We start from the raw sequence: 18,622 nt of genomic DNA, 5'->3' as shown, positions 1-18,622 counted from the left end.
CTCGAATCAGCTCGCCCGCGCGACGCGCGCCAGCACCCCATGCACGAACGAGCCCGATTCGTCGGTCGAGAACTCCTTGGCGAGTTCCACCGCCTCGTCGATCGCGACCGCGGCGGGCACCTCGTCGTTGAAGAGCAGCTCCCAGACCGCGATCCGGAGGATGGCACGGTCCACCGCCGGCATCCGCTCGATCTTCCAATCGCGCGCGTGCGTGACGATCTGCTCGTCGATCGCGCTCTGCTCCTCGATGACGCCGTCGACGATCTCGCGGGCGTACAGCCACGACGCCTCACGGGCAGGCTCGCTCGCCGCGCGCTTCGCCTCGGCGGCGAGGGTCACGGGGAGTTCGTCGCCGCGGATGTCGGACTGGAACAGGATGTCGAGGGCGCGCTTGCGCGCCTTGCTGCGGGCGCTCACGCGTCAGCTGACGCGGCCGAGGTAGTCGCCCGTGCGGGTGTCGACCTTGACCTTCGTGCCCTGCTCGACGAACAGCGGGACCTGGATCTCATAGCCCGTCTCGACCGTCGCGGGCTTCGTGCCGGCGGACGAACGGTCTCCTTGGAGGCCCGGCTCGGTGTAGGTGATCTCGAGGACCACCGAGGCCGGCATCTCGACATAGAGCGGGTTGTCGTTGTTCAGGGCGATCTGCACCTGCTGGTTCTCCAGCAGGAAGTTCGCCGCGTCGCCGACGGTCGCCGCACCCACCGAGAGCTGGTCGTAGTTGTCGACGTCCATGAACACGAAGCTGTCACCGTCGTTGTAGAGGTAGGTGAAGTCGCGGCGGTCGACGTTCTCGAGCTCGACCTTCGCACCGGCGTTGAATGTCCGGTCGACGACCTTGCCGGTCATCACGTTCTTCAACTTGGTGCGCACGAACGCACCGCCCTTGCCAGGCTTGACGTGTTGGAACTCCACGACGCTCCAGAGCTGTCCGTCGATGTTGAGGACGACGCCGTTCTTGATGTCTGCAGTGGATGCCATGAGTGGGAGTTTCCGTTCGTCGTGAGGTCTGCGGGCGCGGCGACAGCCGTCGGCCCAGCGCCCCATCTTACGGGATGGGTCCGCCTCGCGCCCGGATCAGCCCTCGGCGGCGCCCGTGATCGCGTCGATCAGAAGGCTCACCGCGCGAGAGTAACCGGGCGCACCCTCGCCGATCACGTGGACCAGAGCCACATCGTGCACGTAGGAATGGTGTCGGAACTCCTCGCGCTCGTACACGTTGGAGATATGGACCTCCGCGACGGGAAGAGCCACCCCCGAGAGTGCGTCGCGCAGCACGACGGAGGTGTGGGTCAGCCCGCCCGGGTTGATGACGATGCCCGCGCAGTCCGTTCGCGCATCGTGGATCGCGTCGAGCAGCACGCCCTCGTGGTTGCTCTGCACGGCGCGAATCTCGAATCCCCGCTCCGCGGCGGCCTCCGTCGCGATCCGTTCGACGTCGGCGAGGGTCACGTGCCCGTAGATGCCGGGTTCGCGTGTGCCGAGCAGGTTCAGATTCGGCCCGTTGACGAGGAGCAGCCGACGAGAGGCGGTGGTCACGACCTCACCCTACCCGCCGTGGCTCCGTCGGCGCGTTGCGAGGTGAGCCGTACGGGCGCGTTCCCTGCGCCGAACCCGTCGTAGCCACCGCGCCGCTCCACGAACTCGAGGAAGACCTGCCCGACAGTGCGGGTGTAGAGGTGCAGGTACTCGCCGTCGCCGTCCCGGTCGTAGACGAGGCCCAGGTCGTGCAGTTCGGCGAGAAGCGCGCGGTCGAGGTCGAACCTCGCCGCGAGGTCGTCGTAGTAGTTGTCGGGGATGGGGAGGATCTCCATTCCTCGCCGCCTGGCGGCGCGCGCCAGCTCGCGCACGTCCGCGCAGAGGAAGGCGATGTGCTGCGCGTGTGCCGCCTCGCCGCCGCGTTCGGCCACGATCGGCGGGGCGACGTTCAGCGGCAGGCGCACACGCCCGTCCGGACTCGCGAGCACTCGCGAGTGGACCAGTCCCTGAGGCCCGGGGACGTCGGTGACGCTCGTGGGCCGCAGACCGAAGGCCGCGGCGTAGAACAGCACGCTCTCGTCGATCACATGCCACGGCTGGGTCATGCTCACGTGATCGACACCGACCACCCCGGTGGCCACGTGTGCTCCGCCATGCTCGAACTCCGCGACCCAGCCCGGCTCGCCGGCATCCGCCGCCTGCGACCAGAGCACTCCCATGCCGTCGGGCGCCACGACGGCACCGAGCGGCTCTTCGGCGGCGTACGTGCGTCGGAACAGTCGGATGCAGCGGCGGTCGTCGACACGACGCGACACGGCATCCGCATCGTCCACCTCGAACCCGATCGCAGCCAGATGCGGCACGAGGTCCCGCGCGTGCTGCTCGTTCAGCACCACCCGCGCGCGACCCGCTGTCCAGAGGGTGACGGGCTTCGTCCGGTGACGGCCCCGCGATGTGAACCCCGCTTGTGCCAGCAGCTCCTCGACGTCGGAGGTGTCTTCGGCCCTGATCTCGACGAAGTCGACACCGGACGGCGCCGCCGAGTCGGGAAGCATCCGCAGCCCGCCCAGCGCCGCGTCCGAGCGCGCGACGGCATCCTCCAGCCACCGGAGCGAGCGGTGCGCGTGGGCCGCGGTCCGGGCGACGTCGGTCTGTCGGAACGTGTCGTTGAACACTTCGAGCGACCACGGTCCGACGTAGCCCGCATGCAGGATGTGCCCCATGAAGCCGACGAGATCGAACGCCCCCTCTCCCGGGAAGAGGCGGTGGTGCCGACTCCACGAGAGCACGTCGAGCGAGAGGCGCGGTGCGTCCGCGAGCTGCACGAAGAAGATGCGCTCGCCGGGAATGGTGCGGATGGCGGCGGGGTCGTGCCCTCGAGAGAGGATGTGGAACGAATCGAGGCACACGCCGACCGCCGGATGGTCGGCGAGTTCCACGATCCGCCACGCACGGCGGTAATCGTCCACGAACCGGCCCCACGCCAGCGCTTCGAACGCGATACGGATGCCGCGGGCGGCCGCGAGATCGCCGAGGGCGCGCAGCTGGGCCGCGCTCGTTTCGTCGTCGTCGATCGTGGCGGTCGCAACGTTGCTGCAGCAGAGGACCGTGTCGATGCCCAGCCGCTCCGTGAGCGCGAAGGTCGCCTCGGCCCGGCGCAGCACCCGCGCGAACTCCGCCTCGTCCACTCCTTCGACGTCGCGGAGCGGCTGGTAGAGATCGAGCCGCAGACCGAGGCGCGCCGCCAAAGCTCGGATCTCTTCGGGGCTCTCGCGAGCGGCCACCAGATCGGGGGCGAAGATCTCGACCCCGTCGAATCCGGCAGCGGCACACGCGTGCAGCTTCTCGACGAGCGTGCCGCTGACGCACACCGTGGCGATCGACGTTCTCATGGCGGGCAATGTACCAGGCAGTACATTGCCGAGGGAAGACCCTGGCGGCCTCTCGCGGCATGACACGGGAGCTGGCGGATAGCATCGGAGGATGCCCGCACCCGCCGCCTCGAGAGACGCCGAACGCACCCGTGCCGAGCTGCTGGCCGTGGCGACCGAGGTGTTCGCCGAGGACGGGTACTCCGGGGCGCGCGTCGACGACATCGCAGAGCGGACGCGCACGACGAAGCGGATGATCTACTACTACTTCGGCAGCAAGGAAGGCCTCTACCTGGCCGTCCTGGAAAGCGCGTATCGCGGCATCCGCGAGGCGGAGCGCGCGATCGACGTGAGGCATGCCGATCCCGTCGACGCCATCCGCGAACTCGCCGAGCTCACCTTCGACCACCACGTCAGCCACGATGCGTTCATCCGCCTCGTGTCGATCGAGAACATCCACCGTGGCGAGTTCATCCGTCGGATCGACACGCTGCGCACGCTCTCGCAGCCCGCCAAGACGCTCCTCGACGACATCCTCGAACGCGGGCGCGCGACTGGAGCATTCCGCGATGACGTGTCGGCGATCGACGTCCACCTGCTCATCAGCTCGTACTGCGTGTTCCAGGTCGCGAACCGCTATACGTTCGCGTACCTGTTCGACACCGACTTCTCCCGCGACCGCGCGCACTGGCGCAGCCTCATCGGCGACGTCGTCGTCGCGTGGCTGCACGCGCGGTGACTCGCGCCGTAAAAAATCATTGACACTCGTCGATTTCTCATGCTTCACTCTGGACGTACCGGTTAGTACATAACCGGATCGTACGAAGGAGTACTCATGAGCAGCAGCACCGCTGCGGGACGTCCGTACCTCGTCGGCCTCGTCGGCACGGGCGTCACCCCCTCGCTCACGCCGCCGATGCACATGGCCGAGGCTGCCGCGCTCGGACTGGACTACGTGTACCGGCCGATCGACCTCACCACGCTGAGCCTCTCCCCCGACGCCATCGGAGAGGTCCTCACCTGGGCGGAGCGGCTCGGCTACGACGCCCTGAACATCACCCACCCGTGCAAGCAGACGGTGATCGCCCATCTGGACGCCGTCGACCCGCTCGCGGCAGCCCTCGGCGCCGTCAACACGGTGCTCCTCACCCCGAGCGGTCGTATCGGCTACAACACCGACACGACGGGGTTCGCCGCCGGATTCCTCACCGGGCTCCCCGACGTCAGGACGGACCGCGTCGTGCAGCTCGGCGCCGGGGGTGCGGGTTCCGCGGTCGGCGACGCCCTGTTGCGGGTCGGAGTGACCGAGCTCAGCATCGTCGACGTCGACCCGGATCGCGCCGCCCGTCTGGCCGCCGATCTCTGCGCCCGGCACGGCGGCTCCCGTGCACGCGCCGCTTCCTCGACCGATCTCGCGCGCCTGCTCGCGGCGGCCGACGGACTGGTGCACTGCACGCCGACCGGCATGGCCGAGCACCCCGGCCTTCCTCTGCCGGCTGATCTGCTGCACGCCGACCTGTGGGTCGCCGACATCGTCTACCGACCGTTCGACACGGCTTTGCTCGCGGCCGCCCGCGCACGCGGCTGCCGCACGCTCGACGGCGGTCGCATGGCGGTCCATCAGGCCGTCGACGCGTTCGAACTGATCACCGGGGAACGCCCCGACGCCGACCGCATGACCGCCCACTTCCACCGCCTCGTGGACGCCGACCACGACGTCCTCGCCCGATAACGGCGCCCTCACCCGACAACAAGGAGAATGACCCCCATGTCCGCACCCGCAATGACGCGGAAGACCCCCGTGAAGGCCGCCGTCGCCTCCTTCATGGGAAGCGCCGTCGAGTATTACGACTTCTTCCTCTTCGGATCGGCCGCCGCGCTGATCTTCCCGACCGTGTTCTTCCCGTCCGGCGACCAGGCCGCGCTCGTGATGTCGTTCGCGACCTTCGGGTTCGCGTACATCGCGCGCCCCGTCGGCGCCGTGATCCTCGGGCACTTCGGCGACCGCATCGGGCGCCAGAAGGTGCTGATGTTCACGCTGCTGCTGATGGGAGCGTCCACGTTCATCATCGGATGCCTGCCCGGATTCGCCCAGATCGGCTGGTTCGCACCCGCGCTCCTGGTCGTCTGCCGACTGATGCAGGGTCTGTCCGCCGCGGGCGAGCAGGCCGGCGCCTCGTCGCTCACGCTCGAGCATGCCCCGGACGATCGGCGCGCCTTCTTCACCTCCTGGACTCTGACCGGGACGCAGGGCGGGCAGATCCTCGCCGCCCTCATCTTCATTCCGGTGGTCGCCATGCCCGACGACCTGAAGTACTCGTGGGGATGGCGTGTCCCGTTCTGGCTCAGCGCCGTCGTCGTGATCGTCGCGTTCTTCATCCGCCGCACCCTGCACGAGACGCCCGAGTTCGAAGAGGCGAAGGCCGAGGGCCGGATCTCGCGGATGCCTCTCATCCCGCTTCTGCGCGATCACTGGCGCGATGTCATCCGCGTCATCCTCTGCGCGTTCATCGCCGCCGTCTCGACGGTCTTCGGGAACCTCGCCCTCGCCTACGGCAAGGTCGTCGGGTTGGATTCGTCACTGACGCTCTGGCTCGTCGTCGTCGCCAACATCGTGGCCCTCGGAACCCAGCCGATGTTCGGAAACCTCGCGGACCGTATCGGGCGCAAACCGGTGTTCATCTACGGCGCCCTGTCGTCGGCCGTCCTCATGCCCTTCTACATGCTCTCGATGAGCAGCGGCATCGCACCGCTCACGTTCGCCCTCGCGGTGCTGACGTTCTCGTGCGGGTACGCCGCCGCGAACGCGGTGTGGCCCGCGTTCTACGGTGAGATGTTCTCGACCCGCGTGCGCTTCTCCGGTATGGCGATCGGCACGCAGCTGGGCTTCCTCATGGCCGGCTTCGCACCGTCGATCGTGGCGGCTCTGGGCGGTGTGTCCGCCGACGGCGGCTGGATCGTCATCAGCGTGTTCACGGCGGTCATCGCCCTCATCGCGGCAGCCAGCGCGGCGACGGCTCGAGAGACACGGACGGTGCCGACCGCCCAGGTGGGCGGGGTGCGCGCGACCGAGCGGGAGCGGACGCGAGTCGCCGCCTGACGAGGCATCCATCGAACGACGAGGGTCCCGCGGCGTGATGCCGCGGGACCCTCGTCGTGTCAGCCTGCGACCTCTTGATACGCGGCGAACAGAAGGGATTCATCCGGCGCCTGCAGCACGGTCGGCCGAGCCAGGTCGTCGAGCACGATGAAGCGCAGCATGGCGCCACGGGTCTTCTTGTCGCGCTGCATCGTCGCGAGCAGTTGACTCCAGGCCCCGCCGCGATACGACGTCGGCAGCCCCAGCAGCTCCAGAATGCGCCGATGACGGCCGGCGACGTCGTCGGAGAGGCGTCCCGCGAGGCGAGAGAGCTCGGCGGCGAACAGCATTCCCACCGAGATCGCCGCACCGTGCCGCCATTGATACCGCTCGGCGTGCTCGATCGCGTGGCCGAGGGTGTGTCCGTAGTTGAGCACCTCGCGCAGGCCTGCTTCCCGCAGGTCCTCCCCCACGACGCGCGCCTTCATCTCGATCGCGAGCTCGATGCAGCGGCGGAACGCGTCGCTGCGCGGATCGACGGCGGCCTCGGGGTCGGCTTCGATGAGGTCCAGGATCTCGGGGTACCAGATGAACCCGGCCTTGACGACCTCCGCGAAGCCGGCGACGCGCTCGTTGCGGCTCAGCGAGTCGAGCAGATCGAGATCGCAGACGACCGCCCGAGGGGGCCAGAACGCGCCGACGAGGTTCTTGCCTTCGGCCGTGTTGATGCCGGTCTTGCCGCCGACGGCGGCGTCCACCATGCCGAGCACCGTCGTGGGCACCTGGACCAGGTCGACCCCCCGCAGCCAGGTCGCGGCGACGAAGCCCGCGAGATCGGTGACCGCTCCCCCGCCGAAGCCGACGACGGCGTCAGTGCGGGTGAAGTCGGCCTGCCCGAGCACCTGCCAGCAGAACGCGGCGACCTCGACGCGCTTGCCGCTCTCCGCGTCGGGGATCTCCGCGAGCAGCACCTCGCGGGCACCGCCGTCCTGCAGGATCTCGCGCAGCTCGCCGGCTCGTGCCGCGAGCGTCGGTGGGTGGATGACCAGCACTTTGCGCACGGTCGGCGCGAGGGACGCCCCGACGCGCTCGAGGATGCCGCGGCCGATGACGATGTCGTAACCGTTCTCCCCCGGCACGGTGATGATGGTGGGTTCGGTCATGACAGGGTCCTTTCGGTCGGGGTCGTCTCCGCCTGCACCCAGTCGACGATCTTCGTCACGACCGCCGACAGCGGCCCGGACGAGGTGTCGAACGTCACGTCCGCGACCTCCTCGTAGACGGGGCGCCGCGCGGCGTAGATCCGCGTCCACCGTTCGACGGGATCCTCGCCGGCCAGCAGCGGGCGGTCATCCCCGCCGATCCGCGACGCGATCACGTGCGGTGAGACAGTGAGCAGCACGACCCGGTGCGCGCGCAGGTCGTCACGCGTCGCGTCGTCGAGCACGGCGCCGCCGCCGAGCGCGACCACGCCGCCCCCGGCCAGCGCTTCGCGCACCGCGTCACGCTCGATCGCGCGGAAGCGCGCCTCTCCGTGCGTCACGAACAGCTCGGGGATCGGCCCGTGGTCGCGAACGACGAGCTTGTCGGTGTCGACGAAGCCCCGCTCCAGGGCACGGGCCACCCGCCGCCCGACGCTCGTCTTGCCGGCGCCCATCGGCCCGACGAGAACGATCGCGGGGCCGGTCATCCGAGCGCGTCGTCGCTGTCCGCCGCCGTCTGCAGGGCGCCGGGGATCGCGGCGAGGTAGCCGTCGAGGTTGCGACGCGTCTCGACGACGCTGTCGCCGCCGAACTTCTCCAGCACGGCCTCAGCGAGGACGAGAGCGACCATGGCCTCGGCCACGACGCCGGCGGCCGGCACGGCACACACGTCGGAGCGCTGATGATGCGCCGTCGCCGCCTCGCCGGTCGTGACGTCGACGGTCCGCAGCGCGTGCGGAACCGTGGCGATCGGCTTCATGCCCGCGCGCACGCGCAGCACCGTTCCGGTGGACATCCCGCCCTCGGTGCCGCCCGCCTTGTCCGAGGACCGGGTGATGCCCTCGGCGGCGGCGAAGAGCTCGTCGTGGGCAGCCGAGCCCCGGCGGCGGGTGGTCTCGAAGCCGTCGCCGACCTCGACGCCCTTGATCGCCTGGATCGACATGAGCGCCTGCGCGAGACGTCCGTCCAGGCGCCGGTCCCACTGCACGTGCGAGCCGAGCCCCGGCGGAACGCCGTACGCGAGCACCTCGACGATGCCGCCGAGCGTGTCGCCGTCTTTCTTGGCGGCATCCACTTCGGCCACCATGGCCGCCGAGGTCGCCGCGTCGAAGCAGCGCAGCGGATCGGCGTCGAGCGCCTCGACGTCGTCGGGGGTCGGCAGCGGGGCATCCGCGGGCGACTGGACGGGACCGATCGACAGCGTGTGGCTCACGAGCCGGATGCCGAGCTCGCTCAGGAACGAACGGGCGACGGCCCCGAGAGCGACGCGTGCCGCGGTCTCGCGGGCACTCGCGCGCTCCAGGATCGGGCGCGCCTCGTCGAAACCGTACTTCTGCATGCCGACCAGGTCGGCATGGCCGGGGCGGGGCCGGGTCAGCGCGGCGCCGCGGCCACGGGACATCTCGGTCAGTTCCACCGGCTCGGCACTCATGACCTCCGTCCACTTCGGCCATTCGGTGTTCCCGATGCGCACGGCGATGGGACTGCCCATGGAGAGGCCGTGACGGACGCCGGCGGAGATGGTGAGTTCGTCCTCTTCGAACTTCATCCGCGAGCCTCGGCCATAGCCGAGCTTGCGGCGCGCGAGATCCGCCTGGATCGCGGCGCGGGAGACGGGAACGCCGGCGGGCAGTCCCTCCATGAAGGCGACGAGTTCGGGGCCGTGGGATTCGCCGGCCGTGAGCACGCGGAGCATTGGACTAGTCTCCCACGAGCGCCAGGCGCATGACGTCCACGACGGCGTCCTCGCGCGGCAGCGGCGCATCCGGATCGCCGGTCGAGAAGATCCGGATCTGGCGGAGCGCCTGCTGCAGCAGCATGCCGAGGCCGTTGACGGCGGGCCTCTCCGTCTCGAGCCATGCCGCGGCCAGTTCGGTCGGCCAGTGACCGTAGACGACGTCGTAGAGCAGTCCGCCGCTCTCGGCGAGTACCCGGGCGACACCGTCGGTCAGCTCTGCTCCCCCGGGAAGGGTCGACACGGTGACCGGCACGGCGGCCACCGCCTGCCCGGGTGGTGCGTCCAGCGGGGCGGTACGGACGGCCACACCGATGCGATCGCCGAGTTCGACGAGCGGCGACGCGGCCGCGAGGCGGCGTGCACGCACCTCGACGTCGGTGGCGCCGCAGGCGGCCAGCGCGAGGAGCGCCGACGTGCCGGTCGCCCCCGCGCCCACGATCCGCGCCGCGGAGATGTCACGGACACCGTGCTGTCGCAGGTCGGCGGCGAGCCCGTCGACATCGGTGTTGAATCCCCTCAGCACGCTCCCCGGCACCAGGGTGTTCACCGCTCCCGTCAGCGTGGCCGACCGATCGAGGCTCTCTGCGGCGCGGTGCGCCTCGGTTTTGAGCGGAAAGGTGAGCGACAGGCCGCGGGCCTCTGCGCCGTTCGTTCGCAGCGCGCGGGCGAACGATGCCTCGTCGACCTGACGCCGTCCGTACTCCCACGGCAGCCCCAGCTCGGCGTATGCGGCAGAGTGCAGACGCGGCGACAGGCTGTGGTCGATGGGGTCTCCCCACACCTCGAACCGCGCCGCCGCCGACGGGGTGGCGACGGCCTCACCCGCGCCCACGGCTCAGCAGTCCGCGCTGTCGTTCGCGGCGCACCACTGCTGCCACTGGGCGACGGCCTTCTCGTGCTCGGCGTAGGTCGTGCTGAAGATCGTCTCGCCGGTGTCGAGGTTCACCGTGACGAAGTACAGCCACGGCCCGTCCGCCGGGTGCAGAGCCGCGTCGATGGCGACATCGCCCGGGTTCGCGATGGGCCCGATCGGCAGCCCCGCGTGAACGTAGGTGTTCCACGGATTGTCGTCCTCGAGCGCGGCCGCGGACGAACTCGCTGTCCCGTCGTGAATCTCGTTGTACCCGTACTGCGCGGTCGAGTCCATCTGCAGCTTGCCGTGGGTCTCTTCGTTGTCGGGATTCAGCCGATTCTCGATAACCCGGGAGACCTTGTAGAAGTCGGCGGTGAAGCGGGCTTCGCGCTGGATGATCGAGGCGATCGTGAGGATGCGTTCGCGCTGATCGGCGGGCACGCCGGCCTTGTCGAGCGACTGGACCGTGCGGTCGACGAGCGTCTTGATCACCTGCGTCGCGCTCGTGCCGGGGTCGAAGGTGTACGTCGCCGGGAACAGCCAGCCCTCGAGTGTCTTCGCCGAGACGCCGTACGCGGCCGGATTCGCCGCAGCCGCCTGCAGATCGGCGAGCGGCATGCCCGTGCCGTCCGCGAGTCGCTGCAGCGTGCGGTCGATCGTGAGGCCCTCCGGAATCTGCGCCGTGTTGTCGCGGCGGTTCGCGGGGTCTTTCAGCGCCGTGAGCACGGCGGAGGAGGCCATCTTCTGCTTGAGCGTGTAGACGCCCGGCTGGAACGTGGGGTTCTGACCGCTCGAGAGGAGATAGTTGTAAAAGGCGGCGGAGGTCTTGGTCACCCCGGCATCGAACAGACTCGTCGAGATCGACGACCCGGTGTCGCCGGTGACGATCGTGACGGTGGCCTCTCCTTCCGCGACGTCGGTGGGATAGTCGGTCGGCTCCTGCCAGCCCATGAACGCGCGGATCTTGTCCTCGTACGTGTTCCAGATGGTGAATCCGCCCGCGACGATGCCTCCGAGGATGGCGAGGATCAGTCCGAGCACGACCCAGCCCGCGATGCGACTCTTGCGGCGATCGCTGGAGTGGCGCGCCGCGCGGCGTCGTTCGTCCTCGTCGTGATGGTCGGCGAAGAGCGCCTCGATCGGCTGCGCCGCAGGCGCGACCGCGCGCACAGACGCAGCCTCCTCTGTCGCCGCCAGCGCAGGGACGGAAGAAGAGGCGCTGGCCGCAGGCGGCGTCACCGGGGAACCGGTGACGGCGGCGGCGTCCCCCACGTGGGTCGACGCGGTCGGGTCCGACGCCGGGTCTGAGGCCCGATCGGAGCTGCCGCGCGGCGTACTGCCCGCCGCGGCGGCGCGTGCGGCACGTCGCGATCCGGGGGTTGGCTGCTCGTCGCCGTTGGGCACCGGGGGCGCGCTGTCGGGTGCGCCCGTCGCGCCACCCTCCGGCCGCGCGGGGCTGGGAAGGCGGCGGAACAGATCCGCGAACGTGTCGTCGTTCGACGGGTTTTCGGGCATCGGCGAGGCTCCTACGATCCGGGAAGCAGGGCGCCGGCCGGGGTACCGGTGCTCTTCTCGACGTCGATGGCCTGCTGGAGCAGCACGACCGCGGCGACTTGATCGACAATCCTACGAGATGATTTCTGAGAGCGCCCGGCACCGCGCAACGCCGCATGGGCCGAGACCGTGCTCAGACGTTCGTCGACCATGCGCACGGCGAGCCCGGTGACGGCGGCGAGGTCCTGCGCGAAGGAGCGCGCATCCGCGGTGGACGACGTCTCGTTGCCCGAGAGGCTGATGGGCAGGCCGACGAGGAGCTCGAACGCGTCGTACTCCCCCGCCAGCTGCGCGATCCGGGCGATGGCCTCGTCGCCGCGCGGAACGGTCTCCACGGGCACGGCGAGCAGGCCGTCCGGGTCGCAGCGGGCGACTCCGACGCGCGCTGTGCCGACGTCGACGCCCAGTCGGATGCCGCGGCGGAAACCGCTCACGCGGCCGCCGTCTCGAGGGCAGAGGTCACCGCGACGAGCGCCGCCGGCAACGCGGCGACATCCGTGCCGCCGCCCTGCGCGACGTCATCGCGCCCGCCGCCGCCGCCGCCGAGAGCTGCCGCGGCCGTCTTCGCGAGCGCACCGGCCTTCGCTCCCGCACCGCGCGCCGTCTCGTCCGTCACGACGATGACGACGGGGCGCCCCGCCACCTCCGCGCCGAGGGCGACGACCGCTCCGGCACCGACGCGCTCACGCACCTGCAGTGCGAGGCTGCGGACGTCGTCGCCCGACGCGGCTGTTCCGATGGACTGCGCGACCACGCGGTAGGCGCCGACGGCGCTCACCGACGCGGCCAGTTCGGGTAGCCGGCCCTCGAGCGCCTTGGCCTCGAACTGCGCGATGCGCTTCTCGGCGGTCTTCAGGCTCGCGGCGAGCTCCGCGATCCGCACCGCGAGCTGATCCTTCGGCGTCTTGAGCGAGGTCGTCAGCTGCGAGACGATCGCCCGCTCGGCGGCGAGCTCGCGGAACGCGTCAAGGCCGACGAGCGCCTCGACGCGACGGTTGGACGCACCGACCGACGACTCGCCGATAAGGCTCACGAGCCCGATCTCCGCCGAACGGGTGACGTGGATGCCGCCGCACAGCTCGCGCGACCAGGGGCCGCCGATGTCGACCATGCGCACCATGTCGCCGTACTTCTCGCCGAAGAGGGCCATCGCTCCGGCCGCCTTGGCCTCGTCGAGGGAGAGAACGCGAGTCGTCACCTCGAGGTTGTCGCGCACCGCGTTGTTGGCGATCTCCTCGACTTCGCTCTTCGTGGCATCCGACAGCGCCTGCCCCCACGAGAAGTCGAAACGGAGGTAGCCGGCGCGGTTGAGCGAGCCCGCCTGCGTCGCGGTCTTGCCGAGCGTGTCGCGCAGCGCCGCGTGCACGAGATGCGTGGCGGAGTGCGCCTGCTGGGCGGCGCGGCGGTTCACCGCGTCGACGAGGCTGGTCGCGGGCTGATCGACGCCGACCTCACCGCTCGTGACCTCGACCGTGTGGCTGACCAGTCCCGGCACGGGGCGCTGGACGTCGAGCACCTCGAGCGCATAGCCGGGGCCGACGATCGTCCCCTTGTCGGCGACCTGACCGCCGCTCTCGGCGTAGAGCGCTGTCTCGGCGAGGATGACCTCGACGATCTGCCCCTCGGCGGCACGAGGCACGGAGACGCCGTCGGCGAGGATGCCGAGGATGGTCGACTCGGTCTCCAGCTCCGTGTAGCCGGTGAAGACGGTCTCGCCCTTCGCGCGCAGGTCGCGGTAGACGCTGGTGTCGGCGAGCTGGCGCTTGCGCGAGCGGGCATCAGCTTTGGCGCGGGCGCGCTGCTCCTGCATCAGCGTGTCGAAGGCGTCACGATCGACGCTCAGGCCGGCCTCTTCGACGATCTCCATCGTGAGGTCGATCGGGAAGCCGTACGTGTCGTGCAGCAGGAACGCCTCCGCGCCGCCGATGCGGTCGCCGCCGGCAGCCTTGGTCGCCGCGATCGAGGCGTCGAGGTTTTCGGAACCCGCAGCGAGGGTGCGCAGGAAGGTCGCCTCTTCCGCCAGGGCGTACTGGGAGATGCGATCGTAGTCCGAAGCCACGACGGGGTACGCCTCCTTCATCGCATCGCGCGATGCGGCGAACAGGTCGGCGAACGTCGGACCGTCGACGCCCAGCAGCCGCATAGCGCGGATGACGCGGCGCATGAGACGGCGCAGGATGTAGCCGCGCCCTTCGTTCGACGGGGTCACGCCGTCGCTCATCAGCATGAGCGAGGAGCGCACGTGGTCTGCGACGACGCGGAAGCGGACGTCGTCCTCGTGGTTCTCGCCGTACGTCTTGCCGCTGAGACTCACCGCGATGTCGAGCACCGGGCGCACCTGGTCGGTCTCGTACATGTTGTCCACGCCCTGCTTGAGGAACGCGATGCGCTCGAGGCCCATGCCGGTGTCGATATTCTTGTTCGGCAGTTCGCCGACGATCGTGAAGTCGTACTTGCTGCGGACATCCGTGATCTCGTACTGCATGAACACGAGATTCCAGATCTCGACGTAGCGGTCGTCGTCCGTCGCCGGTCCTCCGTCGATGCCGTAGGCGGGACCACGGTCGAAGAAGATCTCCGAACACGGACCGGCGGGCCCCGGCAGTCCCGTCGACCAGTAGTTCGTGTCCTTGCCGAGGCGCTGGATGCGCTCCTCCGGCAGGTCGGTGAGGCGCAGCCACAGGTCGTGGGCTTCGTCGTCCTCCTCGTACACCGTGACCCAGAGGTCCTTCGGGTCGAAACCGAGGCCGCCGTCTTCCTCGGCGCTCGTCAGCAGCTCCCAGGCGTAGCGGATCGCGCCCTCTTTGAAGTAGTCGCCGAACGACCAGTTGCCGAGCATCTGGAAGAACGTGCCGTGACGCGGCGTCTTGCCGACCTCTTCGATGTCGTTCGTGCGGATGCACTTCTGGTTGTCAGCGGCACGCGCGTAGGGCGCCGGGACGTCGCCGGACAGATACGGGATGAAGGGAACCATGCCCGCGACGGTGAACAGCAGCGCGGGGTCGTCGGTGACGAGCGAGGCGGAGGGCACGATCGTGTGCCCGTTCTTCTCGAAGTAGTCCAGGTAGCGCTGGGCGATCTCGGCGGTCTTCATGGCAGGTCCTCAGGCAAGGCGATCCCGCGCGCCCATCCGGGCGACGCGGGAGCGGTCAATCGGTGCGGGTCAGTCGGTGATCGTGGCGGCGGTGGCCTTGGCCGCGTCGACGGCGTCGGATGCCGCGTCCTTGGCGGCGCCGAGGGCGCCTGCGGCGGCATCCTTCACATCGGCGGCGATGCCGTCGATCTTCGCCTCCTGCGCGCGGTACGCCTCGCCGATGCGATCGGTGAACTCGGTGATGCGGGCGTCGACGTCGGCGAGGACCTCGTGTCCGCGCGGATCCTTGTTCACCAGGTGGGCGGCGACGAAGCCGCCGGCCAGGCCCAGCACGAACCACATCATGCTCTTCATGGCATCCATGTTAGGTGCTCGGCTCTCCGCCGTGGGCGTCGCGGCCTGGCGGCACCGCCTGGCATCGCACGGTCGACTCCGGCTCGGAGGCGGCGTTCGGCGGGTCTCGCGCCCGCGAGGGCGCACATCGGCGCCGCCGAACGAAGCGAACGGATGCCTCGCCCCAACGACGAAGGGCGCCGGGATGACCCGACGCCCTTCGTGACCGTGCGCAGAAGTGATCAGCGCGCGGCGTAGTACTCGACGACGAGCTGCACGTCACACGTGACGGGCACCTCGGCACGCTTGGGACGACGCACGAGCTTCGCCTGCAGCTTGTCGAGCTCGACCTCGAGGTAGCCCGGAACGGGGGGCAGAACCTCGGCGTGGCCACCGGCGGCGGCCACCTGGAAGGGCTCGAGCGCCTCGCTCTTGGCCTTGACGTGGATGAGCTGACCCGGCTTCACGCGGAAGGAGGGACGGTCCACGAGCTGGCCGTCGACGAGGATGTGACGGTGCACGACGAGCTGACGTGCCTGCGCCGTGGTGCGGGCGAAGCCGGCGCGCACGACGAGCGCGTCGAGGCGCATCTCGAGCAGCTCGACGAGGTTCTCACCCGTCAGGCCGTCCTTGCGGCGGGCCTCGTTGAAGGTGTTGCGCATCTGCTTCTCGCGGATGCCGTACTGCTCGCGAAGACGCTGCTTCTCACGCAGACGGACGGCGAAGTCGCTGTCCTGCTTGCGCTTGGTGCGACCGTGCTCGCCGGGAGCGTAGGGGCGCTTCTCGAGGTACTTGGCCGCCTTGGGGGTCAGCGCGACGCCGAGGGCGCGCGACAGACGCACCTTGCGGCGGTCCTGGGACTTCGTAGCCACGAAGTGTTCCTTTCGTTACGCGGTCGCGACTGTCGCGACTCGCGGACGTATCGCCTCTCCTCGCCCTGTCCGGACTGCACGCCGGGGCATGCCGGAAGGTCGGTGAAGAAGAGAGGGGATGCCCGAAAACCGGTTTCGAGCCGATTCAGTCTACCAGAGCGCGCCGCAGCGGCCTGTGCTCAGAGCGCGCCCGCCCGAACGGCTGACCACCCCAGGACGAACAGCGGGACATAGAGCAGCGCGATCAGCAGCGCGTGGGTCAGCACGAAGCCGAACGCTTCGAGCGCCTTGCCCGGCTGTCGCAGGTGCGTCGTGAGCTTCCACAGCAGCGATGCCGGGTGCCGCACATCCCAACTGTTGAGCCGCAGGTATCGGCCGAGATAGACCCCGATGGCGCCGAGCACGATGATCGCTCCGGCGGCGACCCAGCTGCTCGAGGGGATCGCGGCGCCGGGCAGGTCGACGAGGACGATGAACATGGTCTGCACGACTGCGAGGCTCAGCACCGCGTTGGCGATGCCCGACAGGGTGAGCGCGAGGGTCTGCACGATGTCGTACCAGAGCGGCACGGGGGTGTCCTCGCCGCGATGACTGAAGTTCAGCTCGGTGATGAGGTACACCGAGTTCGGAAAGAACACGAGCCAGACGAGCGTCGCAACAACCAGGTAGCTCCAGACGAGGATCACCCCGCCGCTCGCGACCAGTTGCGCGAGGCGTCCGAAGACGGGGGCGAGCAGAAGGAGTCCGACGCCGAGGACGATCGCGAGCAGCACCGGCAGGAACGACAGCGCGATGTTCAGGAGCATCGGGCGGTACAGACCGACGCCGTAAACGCGTGAGCGCAGCAGGATGAGCACGATCGCGTAGACGTTGAGCAGCACCACCGCGAGTATGCCGAGCAGGAGGACGGACATGCGGACTACCCTCGCACACACCGTGGTCGTCGATCGGCGCAGGGGCGCGCGGAGCCGCCCCGCGCGGGGTCCTCAGTACGGGAGCAGGCCCAGGACACCGGCGGGGTACACCGGCACGGATCCCGCGCGCAGAGCGTCGATGTCGTACCAGCCCACCGTCGTGTCACTGTCGCGCACAGCGATCCTCTCCGCGAGTGGAAGCACGGTGAGAGACGGAGCGGAGACGGTGAAGACGTGGACGATCTCGTGCCCGACCGCCCCAGAACGCTCGAAGATGTTCTCCGTCACCGCGAGGAGCCGTGCCTCCACGACGTCCGCATCGAGTTCCTCGGCGAACTCGCGGCGCACGGCCACCGTCGCCGCCTCGCCCAACTCGATGCCGCCGCCCGGCGCCCGCAGGAAGACGTCGTGCCGCGGCGTCGCGGCGTATTCCTCCAACAGCACGTGACCGTCGCGCACCACGAGCCCGACGGCGATCGCACGAATCCGGCGCACCGGGGCGAGCTCGTCTGCGTACGCGGAGACCGACCGTCGGTAGCGCGGCAGGTGCAGCGCCAGCGCGTGCAGCGACGTGCGCAGGGCCGGCACCGGCTTGTCGTCGGAATGCAGCGCCAGCGCCAGAAAGGCCTGAGCCGCGCCCCAGAGCGGATCGGTCGACGGGATGCCACGCAGCAGCGCGATCGCCCCCGACGCATCGCCGAGGTTCCGCAGCGAACTGGCCAGCTGCACGACGGCCTCGGTCCGGTACGGGTCGGCGAGACCCGCAGCGAGTGCTTCCCGGTACAGCGGCACCGCATCGGCCTCGTCACCGAGGGAGTCGTGCAGCGACGCCCGTTCAAAGGCGACGCGAGCGGGATCGAAGTCGCCCGCGGCGAGCAGCGACTCGAGCTCGGCGCGCGCGGCGTCGGGGTTGTGTCCATCGAAACGGCGCCAGAAATCTGCAAGCGGCTCGGGCTGCGCCGACTCGCCGATGATGGCCGACGCCTCGGCGACCGAGGCCGACGGGCTCACTCCGAGGGCACCGCGGAGCCGTTCCTGGAGTGCCGCGAGGGCGGGATCGTCGACCTGTGCGCCGACGAAGACGAGGATGCCTCGGAGCGCCTCACCCGCGTCACTCAACCGACCGGACAGCAGATGACCGACGAGCTCGTCGAGCGCGATGAGCCCGACCTCGCCGGTCTCCCCGTTCTCCCACTGCGGGTCGCCCACGCGACGGCAGTCCGCGGCGATCACGACGTTCTTCCGACGCGTGGAGTTGGCGCCTGACCATTCCGCACCGGCATGGAACAGCGCTCCCGGCGCGTAGCCCGTCTCTTCGCGCAGCTCGCGCGCGCCGGCGGCCTGCGCGCTCTCGCCGTCGTCGATGAGTCCTCCGGGGAGCTCACCGACGAGCTCGCGCGGCCCCACCCGGAACTGCGTGAACAGGAGGGCCCGACCGTCCGCGGTCACCGCGACCACGGCGACGGTGTCGCGCTGCTCCAGGACGTCCCAGTCCGAGACCGTGCCGTCGGGCAGCCGATACCTGTCGCGACGAAGCGTGACGTACCCCTCGTACGTGCGCACACTGGACAGACGTTCCCACGGGACGGCGGACGAATCGGTCATCCCCCGATCCTTGCATCGGCAGTGGCGT

General features: G+C 69.7%; 18 protein-coding genes. 3 read left to right on the top strand and 15 right to left on the bottom strand.

The window, feature by feature from the left end; genetic code table 11:
- Nucleotides 1-6: 6 nt before the first annotated feature.
- The 4 genes from nusB to JOE64_RS07610 form a co-directional block, all read right to left on the bottom strand.
- The gene (nusB, locus tag JOE64_RS07625) at nucleotides 7-417 is read right to left on the bottom strand and encodes a transcription antitermination factor NusB (RefSeq protein WP_204963697.1); all 411 of its coding nucleotides are present in this window, start codon (nucleotides 415-417) and stop codon (nucleotides 7-9) included.
- Between the two features lie 3 nt (nucleotides 418-420).
- Entirely contained in the window at nucleotides 421-981 is a 561-nt protein-coding gene (gene efp / locus JOE64_RS07620; RefSeq protein WP_204963696.1) for an elongation factor P, read from the bottom strand.
- A 96-nt stretch (nucleotides 982-1,077) separates the two neighbouring features.
- Nucleotides 1,078-1,539 carry a type II 3-dehydroquinate dehydratase gene (gene aroQ / locus JOE64_RS07615; RefSeq protein ID WP_204963695.1) on the bottom strand — a complete coding sequence of 154 codons (462 nt, stop codon included), beginning with the start codon at nucleotides 1,537-1,539 and terminating at the stop codon, nucleotides 1,078-1,080.
- Complete coding sequence (locus JOE64_RS07610) at nucleotides 1,536-3,371, bottom strand: bifunctional sugar phosphate isomerase/epimerase/4-hydroxyphenylpyruvate dioxygenase family protein (RefSeq protein WP_204963694.1); 1,836 nt, start codon at nucleotides 3,369-3,371, stop codon at nucleotides 1,536-1,538. Before JOE64_RS07610 ends, aroQ begins: the two co-directional genes overlap by 4 nt.
- A gap of 91 nt (nucleotides 3,372-3,462) precedes the next feature.
- Between JOE64_RS07610 and JOE64_RS07605 the strand changes: the two genes are divergently transcribed.
- The 3 genes from JOE64_RS07605 (at nucleotide 3,463) to JOE64_RS07595 (ending at nucleotide 6,450) form a co-directional block, all read left to right on the top strand.
- Nucleotides 3,463-4,089: a TetR family transcriptional regulator gene (locus JOE64_RS07605; RefSeq protein WP_204963693.1), complete on the top strand. Its 627-nt coding sequence runs from the start codon at nucleotides 3,463-3,465 to the stop codon at nucleotides 4,087-4,089.
- Nucleotides 4,090-4,185: 96 nt separating this feature from the next.
- Nucleotides 4,186-5,082, top strand: coding sequence for a shikimate dehydrogenase (locus JOE64_RS07600; RefSeq protein WP_204963692.1), 897 nt, complete (start codon nucleotides 4,186-4,188; stop codon nucleotides 5,080-5,082).
- Between the two features lie 36 nt (nucleotides 5,083-5,118).
- Nucleotides 5,119-6,450, top strand: a complete 1,332-nt coding sequence (locus tag JOE64_RS07595; RefSeq protein ID WP_204963691.1) for an MFS transporter — start codon at nucleotides 5,119-5,121, stop codon at nucleotides 6,448-6,450.
- Between the two features lie 59 nt (nucleotides 6,451-6,509).
- Here the strand turns inward: JOE64_RS07595 and aroB are convergent, their stop codons facing one another.
- The 11 genes from aroB to JOE64_RS07540 form a co-directional block, all read right to left on the bottom strand.
- The gene (aroB, locus tag JOE64_RS07590) at nucleotides 6,510-7,592 is read right to left on the bottom strand and encodes a 3-dehydroquinate synthase (protein WP_204963690.1); all 1,083 of its coding nucleotides are present in this window, start codon (nucleotides 7,590-7,592) and stop codon (nucleotides 6,510-6,512) included.
- Nucleotides 7,589-8,119 (bottom strand): shikimate kinase, encoded by a 531-nt coding sequence (locus JOE64_RS07585; RefSeq protein WP_204963689.1) that lies wholly within the window; start codon nucleotides 8,117-8,119, stop codon nucleotides 7,589-7,591. Before JOE64_RS07585 ends, aroB begins: the two co-directional genes overlap by 4 nt.
- Nucleotides 8,116-9,327 carry a chorismate synthase gene (gene aroC, locus JOE64_RS07580; RefSeq protein ID WP_204963688.1) on the bottom strand — a complete coding sequence of 404 codons (1,212 nt, stop codon included), beginning with the start codon at nucleotides 9,325-9,327 and terminating at the stop codon, nucleotides 8,116-8,118. Before aroC ends, JOE64_RS07585 begins: the two co-directional genes overlap by 4 nt.
- Before the next feature lie 4 nt (nucleotides 9,328-9,331).
- Nucleotides 9,332-10,201, bottom strand: a complete 870-nt coding sequence (locus JOE64_RS07575; RefSeq protein ID WP_204963687.1) for a shikimate dehydrogenase — start codon at nucleotides 10,199-10,201, stop codon at nucleotides 9,332-9,334.
- Between the two features lie 3 nt (nucleotides 10,202-10,204).
- Nucleotides 10,205-11,737, bottom strand: coding sequence for an endolytic transglycosylase MltG (gene mltG / locus JOE64_RS07570; protein WP_204963686.1), 1,533 nt, complete (start codon nucleotides 11,735-11,737; stop codon nucleotides 10,205-10,207).
- Nucleotides 11,738-11,748: 11 nt separating this feature from the next.
- Nucleotides 11,749-12,210, bottom strand: a complete 462-nt coding sequence (gene ruvX, locus JOE64_RS07565; protein WP_204963685.1) for a Holliday junction resolvase RuvX — start codon at nucleotides 12,208-12,210, stop codon at nucleotides 11,749-11,751.
- A complete protein-coding gene (alaS, locus tag JOE64_RS07560; RefSeq protein WP_204963684.1) occupies nucleotides 12,207-14,870 on the bottom strand; it encodes an alanine--tRNA ligase in 2,664 nt (887 codons plus the stop codon). The genes ruvX and alaS overlap by 4 nt, the downstream gene beginning before the upstream one ends.
- A 69-nt stretch (nucleotides 14,871-14,939) precedes the next feature.
- On the bottom strand, nucleotides 14,940-15,224 hold the full coding sequence (locus JOE64_RS07555) for an ATPase (protein ID WP_204963683.1): 285 nt from the start codon (nucleotides 15,222-15,224) through the stop codon (nucleotides 14,940-14,942).
- A 221-nt stretch (nucleotides 15,225-15,445) separates the two neighbouring features.
- On the bottom strand, nucleotides 15,446-16,075 hold the full coding sequence (rpsD, locus tag JOE64_RS07550; protein WP_204963682.1) for a 30S ribosomal protein S4: 630 nt from the start codon (nucleotides 16,073-16,075) through the stop codon (nucleotides 15,446-15,448).
- 179 nt (nucleotides 16,076-16,254) lie between these two features.
- Complete coding sequence (locus JOE64_RS07545; protein ID WP_204963681.1) at nucleotides 16,255-16,989, bottom strand: DUF1361 domain-containing protein; 735 nt, start codon at nucleotides 16,987-16,989, stop codon at nucleotides 16,255-16,257.
- 72 nt (nucleotides 16,990-17,061) lie between these two features.
- Nucleotides 17,062-18,594 carry a tetratricopeptide repeat protein gene (locus JOE64_RS07540; protein ID WP_204963680.1) on the bottom strand — a complete coding sequence of 511 codons (1,533 nt, stop codon included), beginning with the start codon at nucleotides 18,592-18,594 and terminating at the stop codon, nucleotides 17,062-17,064.
- Between the last annotated feature and the right edge of the window lie 28 nt (nucleotides 18,595-18,622).

This window comes from Microbacterium dextranolyticum, assembly GCF_016907295.1.
GTDB classification, from domain to species: Bacteria; Actinomycetota; Actinomycetes; order Actinomycetales; family Microbacteriaceae; genus Microbacterium; species Microbacterium dextranolyticum.
The sequence above is the reverse complement of the archived record's forward strand: the minus strand, read 5'-3'. Positions and strand labels throughout refer to the sequence as shown.